This window comes from Neobacillus cucumis, assembly GCF_002860255.1.
Lineage (GTDB): Bacteria > Bacillota > Bacilli > Bacillales > Cytobacillaceae > Neobacillus > Neobacillus cucumis_A.
Genome location: NZ_PGVE01000012.1, coordinates 268543 through 289852, shown reverse-complemented (window position 1 = coordinate 289852; position 21310 = coordinate 268543). Strand labels below are relative to the sequence as shown.

General features: G+C 36.1%; 19 protein-coding genes. 17 read left to right on the top strand and 2 right to left on the bottom strand.

Annotated features, from left to right (window positions below):
• Positions 1-91 precede the first annotated feature (91 nt).
• The 10 genes from CVD27_RS02215 to CVD27_RS02170 all read left to right on the top strand — a co-directional run bounded on the left by CVD27_RS02215 (position 92) and on the right by CVD27_RS02170 (position 11611).
• Positions 92-1090: a permease gene (locus CVD27_RS02215; protein ID WP_101646281.1), complete on the top strand. Its 999-nt coding sequence runs from the start codon at positions 92-94 to the stop codon at positions 1088-1090.
• Positions 1091-1105: 15 nt separating this feature from the next.
• Positions 1106-2032 carry a TIGR03943 family putative permease subunit gene (locus CVD27_RS02210; protein WP_101646253.1) on the top strand — a complete coding sequence of 309 codons (927 nt, stop codon included), beginning with the start codon at positions 1106-1108 and terminating at the stop codon, positions 2030-2032.
• Positions 2033-2379: 347 nt separating this feature from the next.
• A complete protein-coding gene (locus tag CVD27_RS02205) occupies positions 2380-3267 on the top strand; it encodes a permease (protein ID WP_374703033.1) in 888 nt (295 codons plus the stop codon).
• 13 nt (positions 3268-3280) lie between these two features.
• The gene (locus tag CVD27_RS02200; RefSeq protein WP_101646251.1) at positions 3281-4174 is read left to right on the top strand and encodes a TIGR03943 family putative permease subunit; all 894 of its coding nucleotides are present in this window, start codon (positions 3281-3283) and stop codon (positions 4172-4174) included.
• Between the two features lie 182 nt (positions 4175-4356).
• The gene (locus CVD27_RS02195; RefSeq protein ID WP_219621277.1) at positions 4357-5739 is read left to right on the top strand and encodes a chloride channel protein; all 1383 of its coding nucleotides are present in this window, start codon (positions 4357-4359) and stop codon (positions 5737-5739) included.
• 719 nt (positions 5740-6458) lie between these two features.
• Positions 6459-7787: an ABC transporter substrate-binding protein gene (locus CVD27_RS02190; RefSeq protein WP_101646250.1), complete on the top strand. Its 1329-nt coding sequence runs from the start codon at positions 6459-6461 to the stop codon at positions 7785-7787.
• A gap of 100 nt (positions 7788-7887) precedes the next feature.
• Positions 7888-8748 carry a carbohydrate ABC transporter permease gene (locus CVD27_RS02185; protein WP_101646249.1) on the top strand — a complete coding sequence of 287 codons (861 nt, stop codon included), beginning with the start codon at positions 7888-7890 and terminating at the stop codon, positions 8746-8748.
• Positions 8749-8765: 17 nt separating this feature from the next.
• Positions 8766-9683, top strand: a complete 918-nt coding sequence (locus CVD27_RS02180) for a carbohydrate ABC transporter permease (RefSeq protein WP_101646248.1) — start codon at positions 8766-8768, stop codon at positions 9681-9683.
• 15 nt (positions 9684-9698) lie between these two features.
• Positions 9699-10640, top strand: a complete 942-nt coding sequence (gene rbsK / locus CVD27_RS02175; protein WP_101646247.1) for a ribokinase — start codon at positions 9699-9701, stop codon at positions 10638-10640.
• 50 nt (positions 10641-10690) lie between these two features.
• On the top strand, positions 10691-11611 hold the full coding sequence (locus CVD27_RS02170) for a nucleoside hydrolase (RefSeq protein ID WP_101646246.1): 921 nt from the start codon (positions 10691-10693) through the stop codon (positions 11609-11611).
• A gap of 30 nt (positions 11612-11641) precedes the next feature.
• Here CVD27_RS02170 and CVD27_RS02165 read toward each other — a convergent pair whose 3' ends face one another.
• Positions 11642-12658: a LacI family DNA-binding transcriptional regulator gene (locus CVD27_RS02165; protein ID WP_101646245.1), complete on the bottom strand. Its 1017-nt coding sequence runs from the start codon at positions 12656-12658 to the stop codon at positions 11642-11644.
• Between the two features lie 604 nt (positions 12659-13262).
• Here CVD27_RS02165 and CVD27_RS02160 point away from each other — a divergent pair.
• The 6 genes from CVD27_RS02160 (at position 13263) to CVD27_RS02135 (ending at position 19923) form a co-directional block, all read left to right on the top strand.
• Positions 13263-14219, top strand: coding sequence for a zinc-binding dehydrogenase (locus CVD27_RS02160; RefSeq protein ID WP_101646244.1), 957 nt, complete (start codon positions 13263-13265; stop codon positions 14217-14219).
• A gap of 168 nt (positions 14220-14387) precedes the next feature.
• A complete protein-coding gene (locus CVD27_RS02155; RefSeq protein ID WP_101646243.1) occupies positions 14388-15431 on the top strand; it encodes a LacI family DNA-binding transcriptional regulator in 1044 nt (347 codons plus the stop codon).
• A 214-nt stretch (positions 15432-15645) separates the two neighbouring features.
• Complete coding sequence (locus tag CVD27_RS02150; RefSeq protein WP_101646242.1) at positions 15646-16950, top strand: ABC transporter substrate-binding protein; 1305 nt, start codon at positions 15646-15648, stop codon at positions 16948-16950.
• Between the two features lie 63 nt (positions 16951-17013).
• On the top strand, positions 17014-17949 hold the full coding sequence (locus CVD27_RS02145; protein WP_257984226.1) for a carbohydrate ABC transporter permease: 936 nt from the start codon (positions 17014-17016) through the stop codon (positions 17947-17949).
• A gap of 2 nt (positions 17950-17951) precedes the next feature.
• Entirely contained in the window at positions 17952-18779 is an 828-nt protein-coding gene (locus CVD27_RS02140; protein WP_101646241.1) for a carbohydrate ABC transporter permease, read from the top strand.
• A 46-nt stretch (positions 18780-18825) separates the two neighbouring features.
• A complete protein-coding gene (locus CVD27_RS02135) occupies positions 18826-19923 on the top strand; it encodes a Gfo/Idh/MocA family protein (protein ID WP_101646240.1) in 1098 nt (365 codons plus the stop codon).
• 185 nt (positions 19924-20108) lie between these two features.
• On the opposite strand, the gene CVD27_RS02130 is transcribed toward CVD27_RS02135, so the two are convergent.
• A complete protein-coding gene (locus tag CVD27_RS02130) occupies positions 20109-20537 on the bottom strand; it encodes a hypothetical protein (protein ID WP_101646239.1) in 429 nt (142 codons plus the stop codon).
• A gap of 353 nt (positions 20538-20890) precedes the next feature.
• Between CVD27_RS02130 and CVD27_RS02125 the strand changes: the two genes are divergently transcribed.
• Positions 20891-21271 carry an ROK family protein gene (locus CVD27_RS02125; RefSeq protein ID WP_101646238.1) on the top strand — a complete coding sequence of 127 codons (381 nt, stop codon included), beginning with the start codon at positions 20891-20893 and terminating at the stop codon, positions 21269-21271.
• Positions 21272-21310: the final 39 nt, after the last annotated feature.

Sequence of the window (21310 nt, the reverse complement as noted above, 5' to 3'; positions counted from 1 at the left end):
TAATGTCAATCATCAAATTTTAATGCAAGGAATGAACTAGAACTGCATATCCATAGGATAGGAATGATAGATTTGGGGAGGTAGATTGGATGTGAGCTTTATAAATAAGTTGGTAAAAGATAGCCTCGTATTACTATTATTTTGTTTATTCCTTTTTCTATTTCTTTTTGCGGAGGAATTAAAAAACATTTCTTTTTTTACTAGAATCCCTGGTACGTTTTTTAATGTAAATACTATTTTTCTTAGTATTATTTTAGAAGCCATTCCATTTATTTTACTGGGTGTATTTGTATCGGCTATTATCCAATCATTTGTTTCCGAAAATGTGATCCGAAGGGTAGTGCCCCGTAATGCCTATTTAGCCCTTATACCTGCTGCTTTACTTGGAATAATCTTTCCTATATGTGAGTGTGCTATCGTTCCTGTCGTTCGCAGGTTAATAAAAAAAGGCATGCCATCGCATGTAGGTGTTGTATTTATGCTGAGTGCTCCAATCTTAAATCCGGTCGTTTATGCGTCTACTTATTTTGCATTTAAAAGCACACCTTATGTAGCCAATGCAAGGATGTTGGTAGGATTTATAAGCTCCATTATTATTGGATTAATCATTTACAGCCGTTTTAAAGGTAAAAATATTCTTAAAGTGCAGAAGGATGACCATCAACACCACCACCACCAAAGAGGAAATAAACTATTAGAAACTCTCTATCATGCAAGTGATGAATTATTTGATACAGGGAAGTATTTGTTCATAGGTGCATTTCTTGCCAGTTTATTTCAAGCTTTTTTAGACCGAAATGTTCTCTTATCAATAGGGACAAGCACAACCTTTGCGCCAATGGCTATGATGGGACTAGGATACGTCCTTTCTGTATGCTCTTCAGCAGATGCCTTTGTAGCTTCGTCATTTGGTTCCACTTTTACAGAAGGTTCCATCCTTGCCTTTCTTGTTTTCGGTCCTATGATTGATATAAAAAACACCTTAATGTTATTTGGTTATTTTAAGAAAAAGTTTGTCCTTTATCTACTATTGGTAACTCCTCTTGTCGTCTATTTTTCCGTATCTATTTTTCAGCTAATTTTTTTATAAAAGGGGTGTCCAATAATGAGACCTAATAAAACCCAAGATGTTTCTTTTCATCATCTTATCAGGGGAATCATTTTGATTGGATTTATGCTACTGTTATTTAAATTACTTCTAACGAATCATATATCTCTTTTAATCGCACCAAAAATGATTCGGTTTATTTACTTTACTCTTTTTATATGCCTTATTCTTGGAGTTCTTTTGATTATTAGAGGAACTTCAGGGAAGGATCATTCTTATCATTGTGATTGTGACGGGGAACATACCTATCCTTCCTCTTTCGGGAAAAGTGTGTTTCTTTATTTATTGTTTATTATTCCTATAACCACAGGATTTCTTTTCTCGAACAATGTTTTGGGCAGCTCTGTTGCAATGAACAGAACAATTAAATTGGGAGCTAGCTCTCAACCTCCTAAACCAAATAGCGCTATAAATAACAGTTCAAAGATACAATCATCATCTAATACCATTACATCGAATACATCAACTAACACACAAAGTGTATTGGATAATCAACCTGAGCCTTTAACGCAAAAAGAATATGATGCGTTAAAGAATAAATTATTAAAGGCTAATGTCATTAATATAGACGATAACCAATATGTAAACATAATGAACATTATTCAAGATAATCTAAATGCGATGATTGGAAAGACGGTAACCACAAAAGGATTTGTGTATCGGGAAAAAGAATTTATGCAAAACCAGGTTATTGTTGCTCGATTTGGAATCACATGTTGTGTTGCGGATGCCTCCGTATATGGAATGATGGCAAAAGGAGAGGTCGCTGCATTGCCAAAGGATAAATGGGTTCAAGTAACAGGAAAAATTGAGCAAACCCAATTCAATGGGGAGACAATTCCTTTTATAAAAATTAACCAGCTTTCAAAAATTACTGCTCCACAGCAGCCCTATGTGTTTGATGTAGGTATTAAAATTGAATAGACCTTTATTTATTAATGAAAAAAATGATTACTCTATCAAATTAAAAACAAGATGAAAGGCATTTATTTTTATCTATTTATAAAATATTCACATTTTAGGAGTAGAATCATTTTTTGGTAAACGAACCATTACCTAATAAGAGATCCAGCCGTAATTGTGCTGGATTTTTGGTTTTAAATAAAACATTTAGAAAATTTTTTTGAACTGTTAACAATTTCGTCACAAAGATTGTTTAATATATTTTATTGGGAAACATATCTACCACATATGGAAAATCAAAACATATCAAATTAGTGATAAGTTTGATATGATAGAAGTTGTTTTTTTAAAGAAACCAATTGTGTTATATCACAGGAGGAGTATGCATGGATCGATTATTACAATTAAATACGATTTTTATAAGTATTATTATTGAAGCATTCCCATTTATTGTCGTTGGGGCTTTTATTTCTGCACTGATAGAAGTTTTTGTTTCTGAAAATACATTGCTTAGAATTCTGCCGAAAAATAGATATTTATCTGTTGTTGCGGCTAGTTTTATGGGAGTATTCTTTCCTGGATGTGAATGTGGGATTATTCCCATCGTTTCACGGTTAATAAAAAAAGGACTCGCCCCTCATGCAGCCATTTCCTTTATGCTTTCTGGCCCAATTATCAATCCAATTGTTTTATTCGCTACATTTATTGCTTTTGGAGATAGCTGGAAGATGGTAGGGTACCGAGCAGGATTAGCGATCGGTGTTTCTATTTTAGTTGGCCTTGTATTATCTTTTGTCATAAAGGAGAATCCATTAAAGGAAAATAGTGAATTACACACTCATGACCACTCACACCAAAATACTAAACAAAAAATAATGAGTGTTTTTAACCACACCGTTGATGAATTTTTTAGTATGGGAAAATACGTAGTGCTGGGTGCACTAATTGCCTCTACTATGCAAGTTTATGTTCCTACACGGATATTAACAACACTGGGTGGTACGCACGTAACGGCTATATTGGTTATGATGGGTTTAGCTTTTATCTTATCTGTTTGTTCGGAAGCTGATGCTTTTGTAGCAGCATCTTTTCGTAATTTTTTCCCCCAGGCTTCCATTGTATCTTTCTTAGTGTTTGGCAATATGGTAGATATTAAAAATTTACTTATGATGTTTGGGTCTTTTAAAGCAAAATTTGCTCTACTTTTAGTTTCGTTAATTTCTTCATTTGTATTCATTGGTTCACTTCTTTTGTAAAGGATGTGGGAGGATGTTTAAAGTCCTTATTTTAATACTTACTACAAACTTGTTTTTTATGCTGCATGTCACAGGAAATATTTCAAAATATATAAACATGAAGTATAGCTTCTTATCTGCAAGTATGATCGTGATTTTATTCATACTTACAGTTGTCGAAGGAATTAAATTATGGTCATCTGGAGACGAGAAAGAGAAACATCATGATTGTGAATGTAGCCACGATCATCATGAGCAAGAACACCATCATGAACATGGTCACGAAAAAAAGAAACCATCTGCTGGAAAAAAGATAAAAAAATTCTTGGCTTACACGCTTGTATTAATTCCTGCCATTTCTGGAGTAGTTTTGCCAGTGGCAACTCTTGATTCACAGCTTGTGGATGCAAAGGGGTTTTCATTTCCAACATTAGAAGACGGAACGAATCGGGAAGGGATGCACCAAGTTCTAAATCCTGATATGAGTAAATTCATGAATCAAACTGATTTTGAGGATTTAGTCAGGAAAGAGTCTAAGTCTTATATTCCAAAAAATAATATTACCTTAACAGATGAAGACTATTTAGTCGGGTTAGAAGTAATGTATAATTTTTCAGGGGCTTTTGCAGGGAAAACTCTTACCATGAAAGGATTTACTTACAATGGTCCAGGAGTACAACCTAACCAGCTGTTTTTACTTCGATTTGGGCTCATTCATTGTGTCGCTGACTCTGGTGCCTTTGGAATGATGATTCAATTCCCGAAAAACGTACACATTCCGAATGACCAATGGTATCAAGTAACAGGTACAATGGATACAGTTTATTATCCACAAATGAAAACCAAAATTCCTGTTTTAAAAGTGACAAGCTACAAAACCATTCCAAAGCCGAATGACCCTTATGTTTATAGAAACAGTTTGAATTAATAAGAAGGACCCTGTGGAGGGTCTTTTTTTATGTCGATTTATGTATGGAAATACAGAATGAAATCATCTGCTTTCAACTGATTTCTAAATAGATGTTAGGGATAGATTTGATCCAATCCTTCATTTCTACTATTAGACATCTGTTTTATATAGTGCTATTTTTTTAAAGGGGGTGTTGATTATTGTCACGCGTAAGATTAGTTGAGCCGCTGATTATGATCGTAACGATTTTACGGTGGTTTGTTTTAGCAACAATAACTGGGGCTATTGTGGGTACAGGGACAAGTCTTTTTTTAAAAGGGCTATACTTTTTTACAGATAAATCCTCCAATCTGCCATTGTGGATCACTATGTGTCTTTTGCCTATTGGCGGGTTGTTAAATGGTCTCATTTTATATTTTGGTTATCGAAACGGATCCAAGGATAAAAAAGACTCTGTCATTGCAGCCGTTCATGAACAATCCGGTCTAATGCCTTATAAAACCATCGCTATTAAACCAATAGCCGCTATTATTACACTTGCTTCAGGTGGGTCTGCCGGTAAAGAAGGTCCTTGCTCTCATATTGGTGGAACACTGGCATCCTGGTTTGGACATATCATCCGATTAAGTCCCGAACTTCAAAAACGTCTGGTTGCCTGCGGTGTAAGCGCCGGCTTTGCTAGTGTATTCGGTACGCCGATTGCAGGAGCCATTTACGGAATAGAAGTTTTAACCATTGGACGAATTCGGCATGATTTTATTTTTCCGGCCGTTATTGCAGGGGTTACTTCCTTTGAGGTAAGTAAATTATGGGGAATTACTTATGATTATTATCCGATTCATCTCTCCGAACAGTTTTCAAATAGTTTATTTATCAAAATCCTTCTAATTGGAATGATCTGTGGTCTTATTTCATGGTTACTTATTGAGTTATTTGAGCTCGTACGCAGAACTTTCAGTATGATTCAGCAAAGATTACATATTTGGCCGCCGATGATGCCTTTTATAGGTGGTCTCATTTTATCTATTCTTCTTTTGATCATACCAGCGGATTATTTTGGTTTAAGCTTACCCATTATGGATGATGCCTTAAGTGGGGAACGAGTATCTTACCTAGGTTGGTTTTGGAAAATCATTCTTGTTTCCATTACATTAGGTTCTGGCTTTTATGGAGGAATCGTTACACCGCAATTTGTAATTGGAGCCATAGTAGGAAATGTTTTAGCACATGTTCTAGGTATCAATCCTGTTTTAGGCGCAGCAGTGGGTATGGTATCGGTGGTTGCCTCCGCATCTAATACCCCAATAGCAGCCGTTTTTATGGGATTCGAGTTATTCGGCAGTTTCACGGGAATATATGTAGTGGGGGCCTGTATTACAGCCTATATCACCATAGGGCATAGGAGCGTTTATCCAGACCAAATGGTTGCTTATCCAAAATCCTTGTGGATGAGACTGGTGCCAGGGATTGCATTGGAAAATGAAAAAATTCACGTATCCTATACGCTTTTAAAGAAGATTAAACGATGGCAGTCTCATCAAAAACGAATATATGTTTATTTGAAACGTCCTAAAAAGCTTTAAAGTTCTAAGGGCCTATGTTGATGGTAACAATATGGATTCTAGTGTGGAAACTTAAAATAGATCCTCCTATTCACTCAACCAAACGGTCCTTATGTGCTTTTTTTTCTTAGGTGTTTGTTAGGCAATAATCAATCAAAGATAAGAAAAATAGCAAATTTTTTCTGTCAAAAAGGGTACCTTAGTTAAATTTTTAGTAGAGAGAAACAGGAAGAAGACTAAGTTGAAAAAAATGAAATAGAGAATTAGAGAGTCTACAGGAAATTGTAGGCTTTTTTAATTGGGATAAATTACCTGTAAGTGGAATTTAAACAATCTAACCAATGGAAGACGATTTTTGCCATTTATTATGAGAATTTTGGGAATATACACTTGATGATGTAAATATAAATAATTGTGTAACCGTTTTCTTATAAGAGAATTTAAAAGAGGAGGTCTTTACACAAAAAACTATTCTTAAAGAGATAAATATAGAAAAAATCATCATCGCACATAAAATAGAAGAAAGTTTATTATATGGTCTATTATGTAACCGTTACCACAAATGGTATTTGCAATTATCTATAAAAGTCTTGAACTGTTAAAAGTTAATTAGTTTATTTTGGACTGGAAATTCGGTAAAACGATCGTTGCGACATAGATCAATAGACAGCATAGGATAATCTTCACATTGGACTGTTAAGCGTTTTTTATCAAAATTATCACTAGTTAGGAGGATTTCAATGAAAAAAGGAGTCTATGCTTTATTGTTTTCCGCACTACTACTATCCAGTGCCGGATGTTCCTCAAACAAAGATGTGAGCAGCAGTTCAAACAATTCTAAGGCCGGTGATTCTGGCAAAGTTGAGTTGACGTATGTATCAACTCAAGGTGAAGAAGCTATGAAAGCTGTTATTGACGGTTTTGAACAGGAGAATCCCAACATAAAAGTAAAAGTAGAGCATTACCCGTTCCGATCTCTATTTGAGACCATTGAAGTAAAAATGGGATCAAAATCCAAAGATGTTGATTTGATAGATGTTGACGTCCCCTTAGTAACAAATTACTCAGTAAAAGGATATTTGGAGCCACTTGATAAATATTTAAGTCCAGGCATTAAGGAAAAATGGATTGATTCTGCGGTTACTGCTGGTTCCTATAAAGGCGAGCTAATGGCGCCTCCGTTAAATTCATCAAGCCAGGTATTATTTTATAACAAGAAAATTCTGCAAGAAAGAGGGGTAACACCACCGCCGATGGAACCTGAAAAACGGTGGACATGGGAGCAAGTAGTAGAAGCAGCTAAGAAGCTGACATACGACAAAAACGGAGATAAGCAAACAGATGTATTTGGATTTTCATTTGAACAAATCAGCCGTCCTTATCAAATTTTACCTTTATCACAAGGATTGGGGGCTGAAGCCGTAGATAAGGATGGGCTTGTTTCCGAAGGATATACTAATTCAAAAGAAGCCATTAAAGCTGGGAAATTTTATTACGATTTATTTAATACTTGGAAGGTTAGTCCAAAAATCCCTGTCGAACAAGCACCTGAATACTTCAAGTCTGGAAAAATTGCTTTTTTTGTAGGAGGAACTTGGAATATTAAAGCATTTACTGACGCTGGAATTGATTTCGGAGTTGCACCGCATCCTTATTTTGAGGGCGGAAAAATTGTTACACCGACAGGAAGCTGGCATATTGGCGTTTCGAAATATTCTACCAAAAAAGAAGCAGCAGCAAAATTTGTTGAGTTTTTAACAGCCGGAAAAGGTGCACAAATTTGGCAGGATCAAACAAAAGGGCTGCCTGCAAATGTGGATTTGTTGAAGCAGATTGAAACAGATCCAAAATATGAAAAATTCCCTGAAAACGTTAATAGATTAGGGGCATATGAAGCGAGCCATACTGCAGTCCCACGCCCGCTGACTCCTGGTTATTTGGAATGGGAAACACTGGTGAATAAGGCCTATGAAGATATTAAAAATGGAACGGATCCAAAGCAGGCTTTAGATACTGCAGCTGCTCAAATTGACCGCCAGTTGAAAAAGTACACATCCGCCGTAAAATAGTCTTTTTATTAGTAGTTCACAAATAAGGGATAGGAAATGCCGGTTCTTCTGACATTTCCTGTTTCACATTCTGTATCCTTAGTTAAAAGGTGTGTGAAAAATGAAAAGGGAAAAGGCTGTACCATACTTTTTTTTACTCCCTGCATTTATTGGAATCATTATTTTTAAACTATATCCGATTATTGATGCCTTTATTGAAAGTTTGTCTACAGCTTCTTTTAAGGCAGGAGAAAGATTATTTGTAGGAATGGAAAATTATTGGCTGCTTTTTAAAGATCCTGTTTTTTGGAATTCGTTTAAAGTAACTTTATGGTTAAATGTTTTTATCAATCCGATACAAATCGCGTGCGCCTTTATTTTGGCAATTTTATTAAATCAAAAGATAAAGGGTATTGGCCTATTCAGGGCTATCCACTTTATCCCCATTGCCGTTTCAATGCCCATTGCTTTAATTATGTGGAATGTGATGCTTAACCCGGAACAAGGGGTCATTAATACGATATTAGTTGCAATGGGATTAGATGCCCAGCCGTTTTTGGGAAGTAAAGCCCAGGCTTTATGGATAATCATCCTGATCGCTTCGTGGAAAGGTATTGGGTATTGGGCGATTTTTCTTTTGGCAGGATTGCAGGAGGTGCCCAAGTTTTTATATGAAGCCTCTTCGATCGATGGAGCTGGAAAATGGCAACAATTTAAAAATGTCACTCTTCCCATGATGAAACGCCCATTAGCGTTTGTCATTGTTGCGGATACAGTAGCCAATTTCCTCTTATTTGCTCCAATGTATATTCTTACAAAAGGAGGACCTGAAAATAGTACAAATGTCTTAATGAATGAAAGTTTTAATAGTGCGTTCGTTTATTCTGATATGGGAAGAGCATCTGCTATCGTCATGATCCTTCTGGTTCTAATCCTGCTTATTATATTGGCAGAATTTAAATTATTAAAAGCAAAACATTAGGAAAGGAGGAACACTATATGAGCGGCACAAAGGCATTTACCGATACCCAAACTTCTGAACGGATTTTGCTCCATCCGAATGTATCAGCAAAAAAATCAACAAAAAACAAAAGTAAGAAAATATTACTCTACATAGTTCATACCGTCTTAGCTTTTGTTATTTTGTTCCCGTTGTTTTTTGCAATTGTTTCTTCATTTCGTCCACTCGAGGAAATTTTTAAATATGTCTCACCTATCTCGTGGAAAACCTTTATTCCAACCCAAATTACACTGGATGCTTATATTAATTTGTTTACCGAAAGGGGATTTGGAAAAATTTTTTTCAATACCCTTTATGTTGCGATACTAAGTGTCGTTTTTTCCATTCCTATCAATTCCATGGCCGCATTTGCTTTTGCCAAATTTGAGTTTAAAGGTAAATCGGTGCTCTTTGTTATTGTGTTAATTACCTTTATGATTCCATTTGAAGTCATTTCCATCCCTTTATATAGCCTTGTCGATCAACTGGGATGGATCGATTCGTATTATGCACTAATCGTACCGGGACTTGCAAATGGGCTGGTTATATTCCTCTATAGGCAATTTTTTATGGATCTTCCCAATTCTTTAATGGAATCTGCACGAATTGATGGTGCTTCATGGTGGACAATTTATTGGAAAATCATTATGCCTTTATGTAAACCTGTAACTGTAAGTGCTAGTTTATTAATCTTTGTTTTTCAATGGGAATCATTTATGTGGCCACTGATTGCAACACGTTCTGACAATTACAAAGTAATCCAAGTGGCAATGAGTGATTTTGTTACAGAACATGCTACCTTTTGGAATGAAATGTTTGCAGCATCTGTTTTATCCACCATTGTTCCAGTCATTTTGATATTAACTCTGCAACGCTACTTTGTACAAGGAATTGTAGGAACAGGTTCAAAAGAATAAGAGTTGAGGTGGGGTATGAGACGTATCACTGTCATTGGCAGCATCAATATGGATATCGTAACCCATGTTCCTAGACTCCCGTTACCGGGAGAAACGCTTAAAGGATTGAAAACCGCCTATAATCCAGGAGGCAAGGGAGCGAATCAGGCGATTGCTGCCTTTTTGGCGGGAGGCAGCGTAACTATGATAGGAGCTGTAGGTGAGGATGAGATTGGACAAAAATTGTTGGTGAATTTCCAAAGTATGGGTTTGGACACTTCGAATATTTTGACAAAAAAAGACCAATCAGGTATTGCTTTTATTACGGTGGATTTGTCAGGTGAAAATCAAATTGTTTTATCTGAGGGTTCCAATGCCAAATTATTCAAGCAAGACCTGTTAAAATTAAGTGAAGTAATTAAAACTTCTCATACCATTTTGCTCCAAAATGAAATTCCTTGGGAGACTACTAGATACTTAATCGAACTTGCACATTCTGTTGGGATTCGAGTGGTTTTGAACCCTGCCCCGGCTATTGCAATGGAAGAAAACATTCTTAGGCACATCGATGTTCTTATATTAAACGAAACGGAAGCAGAAACTATTACCGACTTCAAAGTTCTTGATGAACCAACAGCCAGAAAAGCCGCAGAAAAGCTGCTTGATTCAGGGGTCAGGGAAGTCATCATAACACTAGGTGAAAAAGGCTCCCTGTATTTAGACCAAAATGGTGAATATATTTTTACTAGTGCCTATTGTGTTGAAGCTGTGGACACCACCGCAGCCGGAGATACATTTATTGGAGTATTTACCGTCACCAGTGCCATGAATCTACCAAAACAAGATTGTTTGAGATTTGCTTCTGCTGCAGCAGCTATCTCAGTCACACGTAATGGCGCTCAAGGATCGATTCCCCACAGGGAAGAGATTGAATTGTTTTTAAAAGATAACAATAGACGTAATGGGATCAATTGCTAGATAGCAAGATTTCCATATATAAAGTAAAAAAAATAAAAGGAGTGTTAGAAATGAAGTTCCCTCAAATTAATGCCGACAAATTAGTAAAAAGACTTCAAAAGCCAAATAAGAAAATTCGCATGGTACTTGATACAGATACGTTTAATGAAATCGATGACCAATTTGCAATTGTGTATGCGCTGCAATCTAAAGATAAATTGGATGTAGAAGCCATTTATGCCGCCCCTTTTGATAATGAGCTTTCCACAGGTCCTGAAGACGGGATGGAAAAAAGTTATGATGAAATCCTAAGGATTTTGGACCGACTAAATATTTCATCGAAAAATTTTGTGTTTAAGGGTTCAAGAGCATTTTTGACTGATGTAAATCAACCATATAGAACTGAAGCAGCCTTAGATTTGGTAGAAAGAGCTATGAAATCGGACAAAGATGATCCTTTATATGTGGTTTCAATCGGGGCGATTACCAACATTGCATCTGCATTATTAATAGAACCAAGCATTATTGAAAAAATTGTGGTGGTTTGGCTAGGGGGGCATGCTTTCCATTGGCCCGATACAAAAGAATTTAACTTGCGTCAGGATATTCTATCGTCCAAAGTTATCTTTGACAGTGGAGTTCCTTTAGTGCAGATTCCTTGTATGGGCGTTGCTTCCCATTTGTTAACCACATTGCCTGAGATGGAGCAATATGTGAGCGGCCATGGAAAAATTGGAGACTTCCTTGTTGATCGATTTAAAAATTGCCATAATGATCATTTTGGTTATTCTAGGGTAATTTGGGATATTTCGACGATCGCTTATCTTGTTCTGGATGATGCTGTAACTACAGAACTTGTTCACAGCCCCATTTTAACGGATCAATACACTTGGAGTTTTGATTCGTCCAGACATTTTATGCGGTATGCATCCTTCATAAATCGAGATGCAGTTTTTAAAGACTTGTTTATGAAGTTGGCTTTGCACAAATAATCGAGATATATAATAGAGGCCATTCTTCCATTAAATGGAGGAATGGCCTTTACTTTTTAACGTGGATGCCCGAGCCACCAATTTTAATTCCAACTCTTGACCACTCTGCTCGCAGGGGATCTTTTTTTGAATTTGATCAATTAAGCAATTTACGGCCATAGCCCCTATTTGGTAAATCGGTTGGGCAATCGTGCTGATTTCAGGCTCCATTTGACTGGTAATGGAAATACCGTCAAACCCAATCAAGGCAACCTCTTCCGGGATTTTCTTTTTTAACCGAATTAAAGCCTTAAGTGCTCCAACTGCCATTAAATCATTAGCAGCAAATATTCCATCTATTTCCGGGTGATTACTTAAAAGGCGATTTGCCATTTCAAAACCGCTTTCTATTGAAAAGTCTCCTTGTACTACATATGAAGGGTGGAATTGATTTATATCTTCTAAAGCATCAACATATCCTTTATACCGCTCGATGGAGGTATGATAATAAATGGGTCCACATATATGTCCGATTTTTGAGCAGCCCATTGATAGCAAGTGTTTTACTGCCATAATCCCTCCTTCATAATTTTGAACACCAATGGAGGGGAGCCCCTTCAAATTAACAGCTCGGTCTAAAGTAGCCATTGGGATTCCTGAATCTTTAATTTGATTTATTTTATCTAAAGAAAGTTCATGGGAAGCAAAAATAATTCCATCCACATATCGATTAGTTAGTGATTCAATATAACTGGTTGTTTTTTCTTTATTGCTGTCAGAATTAGCTAGAATGAGAGAATAACCAAACTTTGTAGCCGTATCTTCAATGGCTCGGGCGAGCTCTGGAAAAAAAGGATTTGTAATATCCGGTAAAATTAGAGCCAGCGTATAGGTTTGCTTATTGGACAATGCACGAGCTATGGTGTGCGGTTTATAATTTAATAGCTTCATGCTTTCTAACACTTTTATTTCTGTCTGTTTATTTACATACCCATTTTTATTAATGACTCGTGACACGGTAGCTACGGAAACGCTTGCTAACTTTGCTACATCTCGAATGGTGGCCATAGTTTTCTCCTTTTAATAAACCCTTTTTCATAAATTTATGAGTGTTATATAAATATATATGTAACCGGTTTCATAAAATGAATAATTTATCAAAAAAAGGTTTAAACCAGAGCCATTTCAAGGCGAATTTACGGCAAACATTTATATAGTTTTAGCTTATAGCATCCTACTGGATCATACTAAAAACTTCGTTTAAATTATTATTATCCAAAAAATCAAAGTATTCAAAAAACATTGACAAATAGTATTGATGCATGTTAAATAAAAAATAAAAACGTTTACACAAACGTAGTTGAAATATTTTTTGTGTTATCCATTCTTTGCTTAATCTTTTGAAAGGAAGTGTTGATATAGTCTATTTAAAACAGTGAAATTCTAGTTTCGTGCTAATCATAAAATACATGTTGGGCGAATATACATTGACTTATAAATGAAAATAGTATTGTTCAAATGTGGATTTGGAAAAGATCAAGTATATATAAGGGAGATTGAGTTATATGATATTTTATGCAAAATGTAAACGTTTAGATTTTTGCTTAAATATCGTTCCAGATAGTAGTAAATAAGGATTAAATCTAGAAGAAATATAGGAGTGAGAAATAAAATGAAAGCTAGTATTCTTATTGGTCCTGGAAAAAGCAGAGTAATAGAAATGCCAATGCCTGAAATTGGGGCTACAGAAGTATTAATAAAGGTGTTGATATGTGGTGTTTGTATGTCTGAAGCTTATCCATGGAGTAATGGTATGGATGAGACTGCAAAAAGGATCTTGGGACATGAGCCAATCGGAATTATTGAAGAGGTAGGGGACCAGGTAATAGGATTTAAAAAAGGAGACCGGGTTACCGGATTATTTCAAAAAGGATTTGCTGAATATACTAAATCGGATTATAAGCAATTGGTAAAAGTTCCAGATGGACTAGACGATATTGAAGGAATTGGTGAGCCTTTATCCTGTTTAGTCAGTGGTGCTGATCGTACTCCTGTTAGACTGGGAGATACCATTTCTATCGTCGGAACTGGGTTTATGGGACTTGGTTTCCTGCAATTGATGAAATTAAAGGGAGCAGGAAAAATTATCGCCGTTGACGTTCGGCAAGAGGGTCTTGATCATGCCTTAAGTTTTGGGGCCGATGAGGCAGTATTTCCTGATCAAATTGAACCAAAATATAAGGTCCTTGAATGGGATGAAATCGGTCAAGGTGTTGATGTTAGCGTGGAAGCTAGCGGCTCTCCAGATGCACTTCAATTAGCAGGGGAAATGGCGGGGGCTCATGGTGTATTATCCATTGTAGGATACCATCAAAGCAATAATGGAAATAGAAATATAAATATGGATTTTTGGAATTGGAAAGCAATTACAGTAATTAATGCCCATGAGCGTAGAGAATACATTCATTTAAAAGCAATGGAATCAATTATGAAACTTATTCAAAATAAAAAATTTAATATGAAAGATTTAGTTACCCATACATACAGCTTAGATGAGGTAGATCGGGCATATGAAGATTTGAAAAATAAACCGGAAGGCTTTATTAAAGGAATAATCAAAATGCATTAATAGAAGTTGGGAATAGTATAAAGCATATCATCATTAAAAAATGAAGCAATAGTTGATAGACTTATTTATTTTTTTGTTATTTTCTGAATTTATTGACTTTACCAATAATTAGATATAAAATAAAAACATAGTAAAAACGTTTACATTCTGAAGTGGTAAGGTGCAAAAATGAAGAAAACGATTAAAGATGTTGCAAACGAAGCAGGTGTTTCTATCGCAACGGTTTCAAGGGTTTTAAATAAAAAGGATCGTGTGAAAGAAACTACCCGTAAAAAAGTAGAGGAAGCAATCAAGAAATTAAATTTTAACCCCGATCAAATCGCAAGGACAATGATTATGAAAGAAACAAAGACAATTGGATTAATCGTTCCTGTTCTATCAAATGAATATTGGTCCTCAGTTTCAGAGGTTATTCAGGAGGAATTATGGCAGGCTGGATATACGGTTTTACTTTGTGCAACATCTACTTGGGATAATCCAGCAGAAAGGGAAAGTGCCTTTTTTAGAAACCTGATACAAAGAAAAGTTGACGGGATCATCTATGCTACCAATAACGATTTTCATAAGAATGGATATCACCCAATGGTTAATGAATTGATAGATTATGATATTCCTTTGGTAGCCTTTGACCAAAATATTCCTGGAATTAGTAAGGTGAGAGGAATGCATCTAAGAGGTGCCTTGGATGCAGTCGAACACCTGATTGATCTTGGACATAATCGTATAGCCTATATAGGCGGGCCGTTATTCAGCCCTGATCGTGAATTGGGTTATCGGAATGCTCATACTCTCAAAGGATTAGCTGTTTTTGAATCACTCATTAAAAGAGGGAGTCCCACATTTCAATTTGGATATGAAGCTATGTCAGAGTTACTGGAATCGCCCGAAAAGTTTACTGCAACTTTTTGTGCTAATGATATGATAGCTCTCGGGGCTATACAGTGTTTAGACAATATGGGTATCAGGATTCCAGAGGAGATGGCAATAGTGGGGTATGATGATATCAAAATGTCACAATTGATTAAACCGGCCCTTACCACCGTTCAGCAGCCGATTGGTGAAATGGGCGCTGCCATTGTAAAATTATTATTGAATCTAATTGAAAATAAAGGGGATATTCTTTCTCCTCAAACTCTAGTATTTGATATGAAATTAATCATAAGGGAGAGCTGTGGTGCAGTAAATAGCAACTCACAGGTAAGTATGTCATGATGATAGTTTACATTGATAAACTTACTTTTTGATAAAAAATGTAAACGTTTTTATTTTTATAGAAAAATGTAAACGTTTTTACGATTGGTTCAATAGAGATTATTTGAATGATAAGTGGGGAAGGTCAAGTTAATCAGCTCTTTTCAGTACCAAGAAATTAGTTTACTAAATTATTTAAACATAAATCTATTAAATTAATTTAAGAGGTGAAAACATGAGAAAGAGTAAAAAACTGATTTCTGTATTTATTGCACTGTTATTATCCTTAACTTGGCTTGCAGCATGTTCGAAGGGATCGGATGAAACCGCTTCTTCTTCTAGTGGCGGCAAACAACCTGTTCAACTTCAATTCTGGGATATGGTTTGGGGACCACCTGAATATATAAAAACGGCAAAGAAACTAGTTGATCAATTCAATAAAGAAAACCCCGGAATTCATGTAAAGTATCAATCTACCCCTTGGAACAACTGGTATCAAACCTTCTCTACAGCCATTGCCTCCGGTTCTGCACCTGATATTAGTACAGGAGCAGGATACCAAGCATTCCAGTTTGCGCAAATGGGAGCGATCCTTCCAATTGATGATGTCATTCAAAAAGATACAGTAGATGTCAATGACTTTTATCCAGGCTCCATTGATTCGATGAAGTATGATGGACATTATTATGCATTGCCATGGGCCGATGATATTCGAGTCATCTATTATCGAAAAGATCTATTTGAAAAAGCAGGAATCACAACTTTACCTTCCACATGGGATGAACTTAGAACAGCTGCGAAAAAGCTTAGTGGAAATGGTAACTATGGAATAGTCATGCCGAATGACACCGGCGGCTCTCATTATGTCATGTCATTGATGATTAATAATGGCGGAGGATTATTTACAAAAGATGGTAAGCCGGATTTAACTAATCCGCGTAACCTTGAAGCGGTTAATTTCCTTTTAGATATGCAAAAAGATGGATCACTAAACCCTGCCGGTGCAGGAATGCAAGGTGCAGATGCACAAAAGTCTTTCGCACAAGGTAAAGCAGCCATCCTAATCGATGGTCCAGGTCTTAAAGAATCATTACCCGAACTAAAGGATAAAATCGGTATTCTGACTCCATTAACCGGCCCACATGGGGATCAAGGAACGATTAACTGGATCAATAACATTATGATTTATAAACAAACCAAATACCCAGATGAAGCGAAAAAATTCTTGGCATGGTGGTCCAAGAATGAAAAGCGACTATGGACAGAAGGACATGTAGGACAGTTGCCAATTCGCAAGTCTTTCCAAGCAGATCCATATATCCAAAATAACGAGGATGTAAAGTTTATTATTGACAAATATCTTCCTATCGCAAAAACGACGGCTTTTCATAATGCTTCCCTATTCCCTGAATTAAATACGGTCGAAGGACAAGGATTTCTGCAAACCATGACACAACAAATCAGTATGGGTAAGGATAGTAAGGACATCATTGATAAAGCAAACAACGCCTTTAAAAATATTATGAGTCAGCAGCAGTAAGGTATATGGAGCAATTATTAATTACAAGGAGGAAGATGAAAAGCTTCTTCCTTGTAGAAAGGAGTGGGAAATATTAATACTTCGACCACTGTAGTGGAGGAAAAACTTTACAAACGAAATCGGAGACCTAAACGGCAAAAAAACCTGTTACCTTTTACCTTTATCCTTCCTTCACTCATGATGATTTTATTGATTAATTTATACCCGACACTTTCTGGATTTGTTTACAGCGTCCGAAATGGAAACCTGATTCAACAGGGTTCCTTTGTAGGATTACATAACTTCACACAAGTCCTAAAGATGCCGGATTTTTGGAATGCATTGCAATTTAGTTTGATTTTTTCAGTTGTTTCTGTTTTGGGAAGTTATTTATTCGGATTAATTCTCGCGATGATATTAAATCAGGACTTTTTCGGCAGAGGATTCTTTCGTGTAGCATTATTAGTGCCTTGGATTATTCCGTCCATTGTTTCGATTGTCAGCTGGCGTTGGTTAATTGGAGATCAAACAAGCCTGATAAATGAAGTACTCGGCTGGTTTCATATCCATCCCATCCTATTTTTAGCAGATAAAACCTGGGCAATTGTATCCGTCTCGATTATTAAAATTTGGAGAAGTTTCCCTTTTATGATGCTTTCCTTGCTTGCTGCCCTTCAAAGTGCAGACGAAAGTCAATATGAAGCTGCTGATATTGATGGAGCCACCTCATGGCAAAAATTCTTTTATATTACTTTGCCTCATATAAAAGGTGTCACGATTATCTGTTGGATACTTATGACCATTTGGTCGGTAAACGATTTTGATACCATCTATCTGTTGACCCAGGGAGGTCCGGATTATGGTACTGAAAATCTGATTATCTTAGCCTATCGATTGACATTTGGGACAAATAATGTTGGTTACGGTGCAGCCATCGCAATTATCACACTGATTATTTTAATGGTCATTGCTTTTGTATTTCTCAAGCAGCAAAAAAATTCTGAGACGATGGAGGATTGATCATGAACTCCAAAAAAAGAAAAAAAATAGTACTGTTTTGGGTCATGGTTGTCCTTACCATTTTGGTCAACTTTCCTATTATCACCATGCTTTTAAATTCATTTCGAACGACTTCAGAGATTATGTCATCAAAAAGTATTCTCCCTTCCAAAATCACATTCTCAAATTATATTCATCTAGGTTCCAGCACAAACTTTGGTGCTTACTTCAAAAACAGTTTGATCGTAGCACTGTCTGGTACCTTAATTAGTATTATTATCGCGGCCTTTGCCGGATACGCCATGTCTCGTTATCGTTCCAGGTTTATTTCAGGATACTCACAATCCTTGCTCCTTTTGCAAATGTTTCCGGGAATTCTTGTCTTAATTCCTTTGTTTATTATGTTTCGAAATGTAGGACTCGTAAACACGTATTGGTCCGTCATTTTGCTTTACATTACAGGAAACCTTCCCTTTGCAATCTGGATGTACAAAGGATTCTTTGATTCTATTCCTAAAGAATTGGAAGAGGCCTCATGGATTGACGGTTGTTCTAGGCTTCAAAGTTTTCTACGGATTACGCTCCCATTATCCGGACCTGGTATTGCAGCAGTAGGAATTTTTTCATTCTTGTTTTCTTGGAATGAGTATTTAGTAGCCAGCACGTTTTTACGAGGCGATGATTTAATGACCATTCCTGTTGGTATTCAAATGTTCATGCAACAGTTTTCGACTGATTGGGGCAGCCTAACTGCTGCGGCAACTCTTGCCATGATGCCGCCGTTTATCTTCTCGTTGTTTGTACAAAAACACATGGTCCATGGTGCTGTTGCTGGTTCAGTTAAAGGGTAAAAGATTGATTCAAAAAAATAACTAATTGATAAAGGAGTTATGTCATATGAAAAAAGTAAAAGTTGGAGTTATCGGTTTAGGAGAAGTCGCACAAATTATTCATCTTCCCATTTTAGATAGTTTAGCAGACCGTTTTGAAATTGCTGCTCTATGTGATATTTCAGAACAGCTTTTACAATTAATGGGTGAAAAGTATAGGGTAACTCGTCTTTATAACAATCCAATTGATCTTTGTGAACAACCTGATTTAGATGCTGTCTTTGTTTTAAACAGTGACGAATATCATGCTGAATGTGCGATTGCTGCCATGAATAATAAAAAGCATGTCCTTATTGAAAAGCCAATGTGCCTAACACAACGTGAAGCAGATGAAATAATTAAAGCAAGAGATGCAAATGGCGTTCAAATTATGGTGGGCTATATGAGAAGATTTGCTCCAGCTTTCTTACAGGGCGTCGAAGAAGTAAAGAAATTGAGCAAAATCAATTATGCAAAAATTAGAGATATTATCGGACAAAATCGTTTAATTATTGAACAATCCAGTATCGTGCATCGCTTCAACGATATTTCTGCAGAAGCGATCCAGGATAAAACAGACCGGGCAAAGAAGATGGTTTTAGAAGCGATTGGAGAGGCCCCACAAGAAATTAGCGGAGCGTACCGTCTATTATGCGGCTTGAACAGTCATGATATTTCAGCGATGAGAGAAATCATTGGCATGCCAAAGCGCGTAGTTTCAGCTGCACAATGGAAAGGCGGTGGTTATATCAATGCTATTTTAGAATTTGACGGGTTTTTCGCCACTTTTGAAACAGGGGTGGATAATCAAAGAAGATTCGATGCTTCCATCGAAGTTTTCGGTGATACGAAATCACTGACCGTTCAATACGATACTCCTTATATTCGCCATTTGCCAACAACCTTGATCGTGAAGGAAACAGTTGGTGATACCTATAATGAAACTGTCATTCGCCCAACCTTCAAAGATCCTTATACTTGTGAAATCGAAGAGTTTTATGAAGTAGTAACAAACGGGGCACAGCCTAAAACTACGCCAGAAGATTATAAACAAGATTTAATAGTATTTAAAATGATTATTGATGCATTAAAAGAAGCAGTTCAAAAAGAGACAGTTTCAATTTAATAATTAATTACCCACACTTATTATTGAGTTAATAACAGATTTCAAATAAAAAGCTTTAAAGTCACTTTGTCTACATTCACCGGCTTTTGCCTATCTGGTTGTATATAAACCATCAAGTAGAAGTTTTAAAATAAAAAGTAATGGGAGTCAGACCCCCATTACTTTTTTAAAGTTTTTCATTTATTTTAATAGTTTTTTAGTAGCATTTTATCTAATTCACGGACTTTATCATAGGAATTTACTAATTTTTCCGGAACCAAGGTTCTGCCATAATCCCAGGCCTTGGATTCTATATTAGCTAGAAGCTGTGCTTTTTTTTCATCCCCGAAATACTTTAAAACCCTTAAATCATGTTTGTTGTTCCTAAATGCTAAATAATATCCAAGCTGATGATAGAGCATAAGTCTTACACAGTCTTCATCTGTCTCTTTAATCTTAAAGTTAATATTAGCTAGGTATCCATTAATTTGTAAATAGTTAAACTTAATCGTAGTATTTGATACGTTAAAACTCATAGGTGCGGGTAGGTTATTGTTAAATTCATAATCAACCGTTAATTTGTGTTCTTGCAATGTATTTTCAATTATTTTCTCAATATCTCTTATATAAAGCATTTATCGATCACAACCTTTACAAAATCTTCTCCTTTTATTTTTCAGAAATAATAGTGGAAAGTAAATCCTACTATTTTCCTTTATCCTTTTTTTCTAGCGCAAATGGACTGATTAACTAAAATAACTGAAAAAGGTTAACCTATTATTTTTTTAAGTCATTTTTATCTGAATCTACTATATCCTTTATAGGCAGGACTATTGAGAGATTTTTTGCGGTGTATGAGTTTTTACTCATTTTTTATGTATTTATTATTTTTAGAAATGTAAGTGTTTTCAATTAATACTATGCCGTTTATTATACTTAATAAAGGCACTGGAAAAAGGAAGTTTGGGAGAGTCAGAGGTGTAAGGGTATGCGCAGAACAGGCCATTTAAAACTGATGCAAGAACTTAAAATAGGTGAGCTAAATGCTATAGATATTTGTACGGCGGCAAAAATGGGGGACTCCTTTTCAATCAGCTTGCTGGAAGAAACTGGGGAATATCTTGGATTAGGGATTATTAATCTGATCCATCTTTTTAATACAGAAGCGGTGATAATGGGCGGGGGTGTAATGAACGAATCAGAATTAATCCTGCCATCAATCCGTAGAACTGTTCAAAAGCATGGCATTCAAAGTATGGTGGAACGTGTAAAAATCGAGAAATCATGTCTTGGCAGCTATGCATGTGTAGTGGGGGCAACCGGTTTATTTTTTTGCAAGGCTGATGAACTAGCAGCCCAGCCTCATTAGATCTAGGGTTGTTTCCAATTTAATAAAACTAAGGGAGAG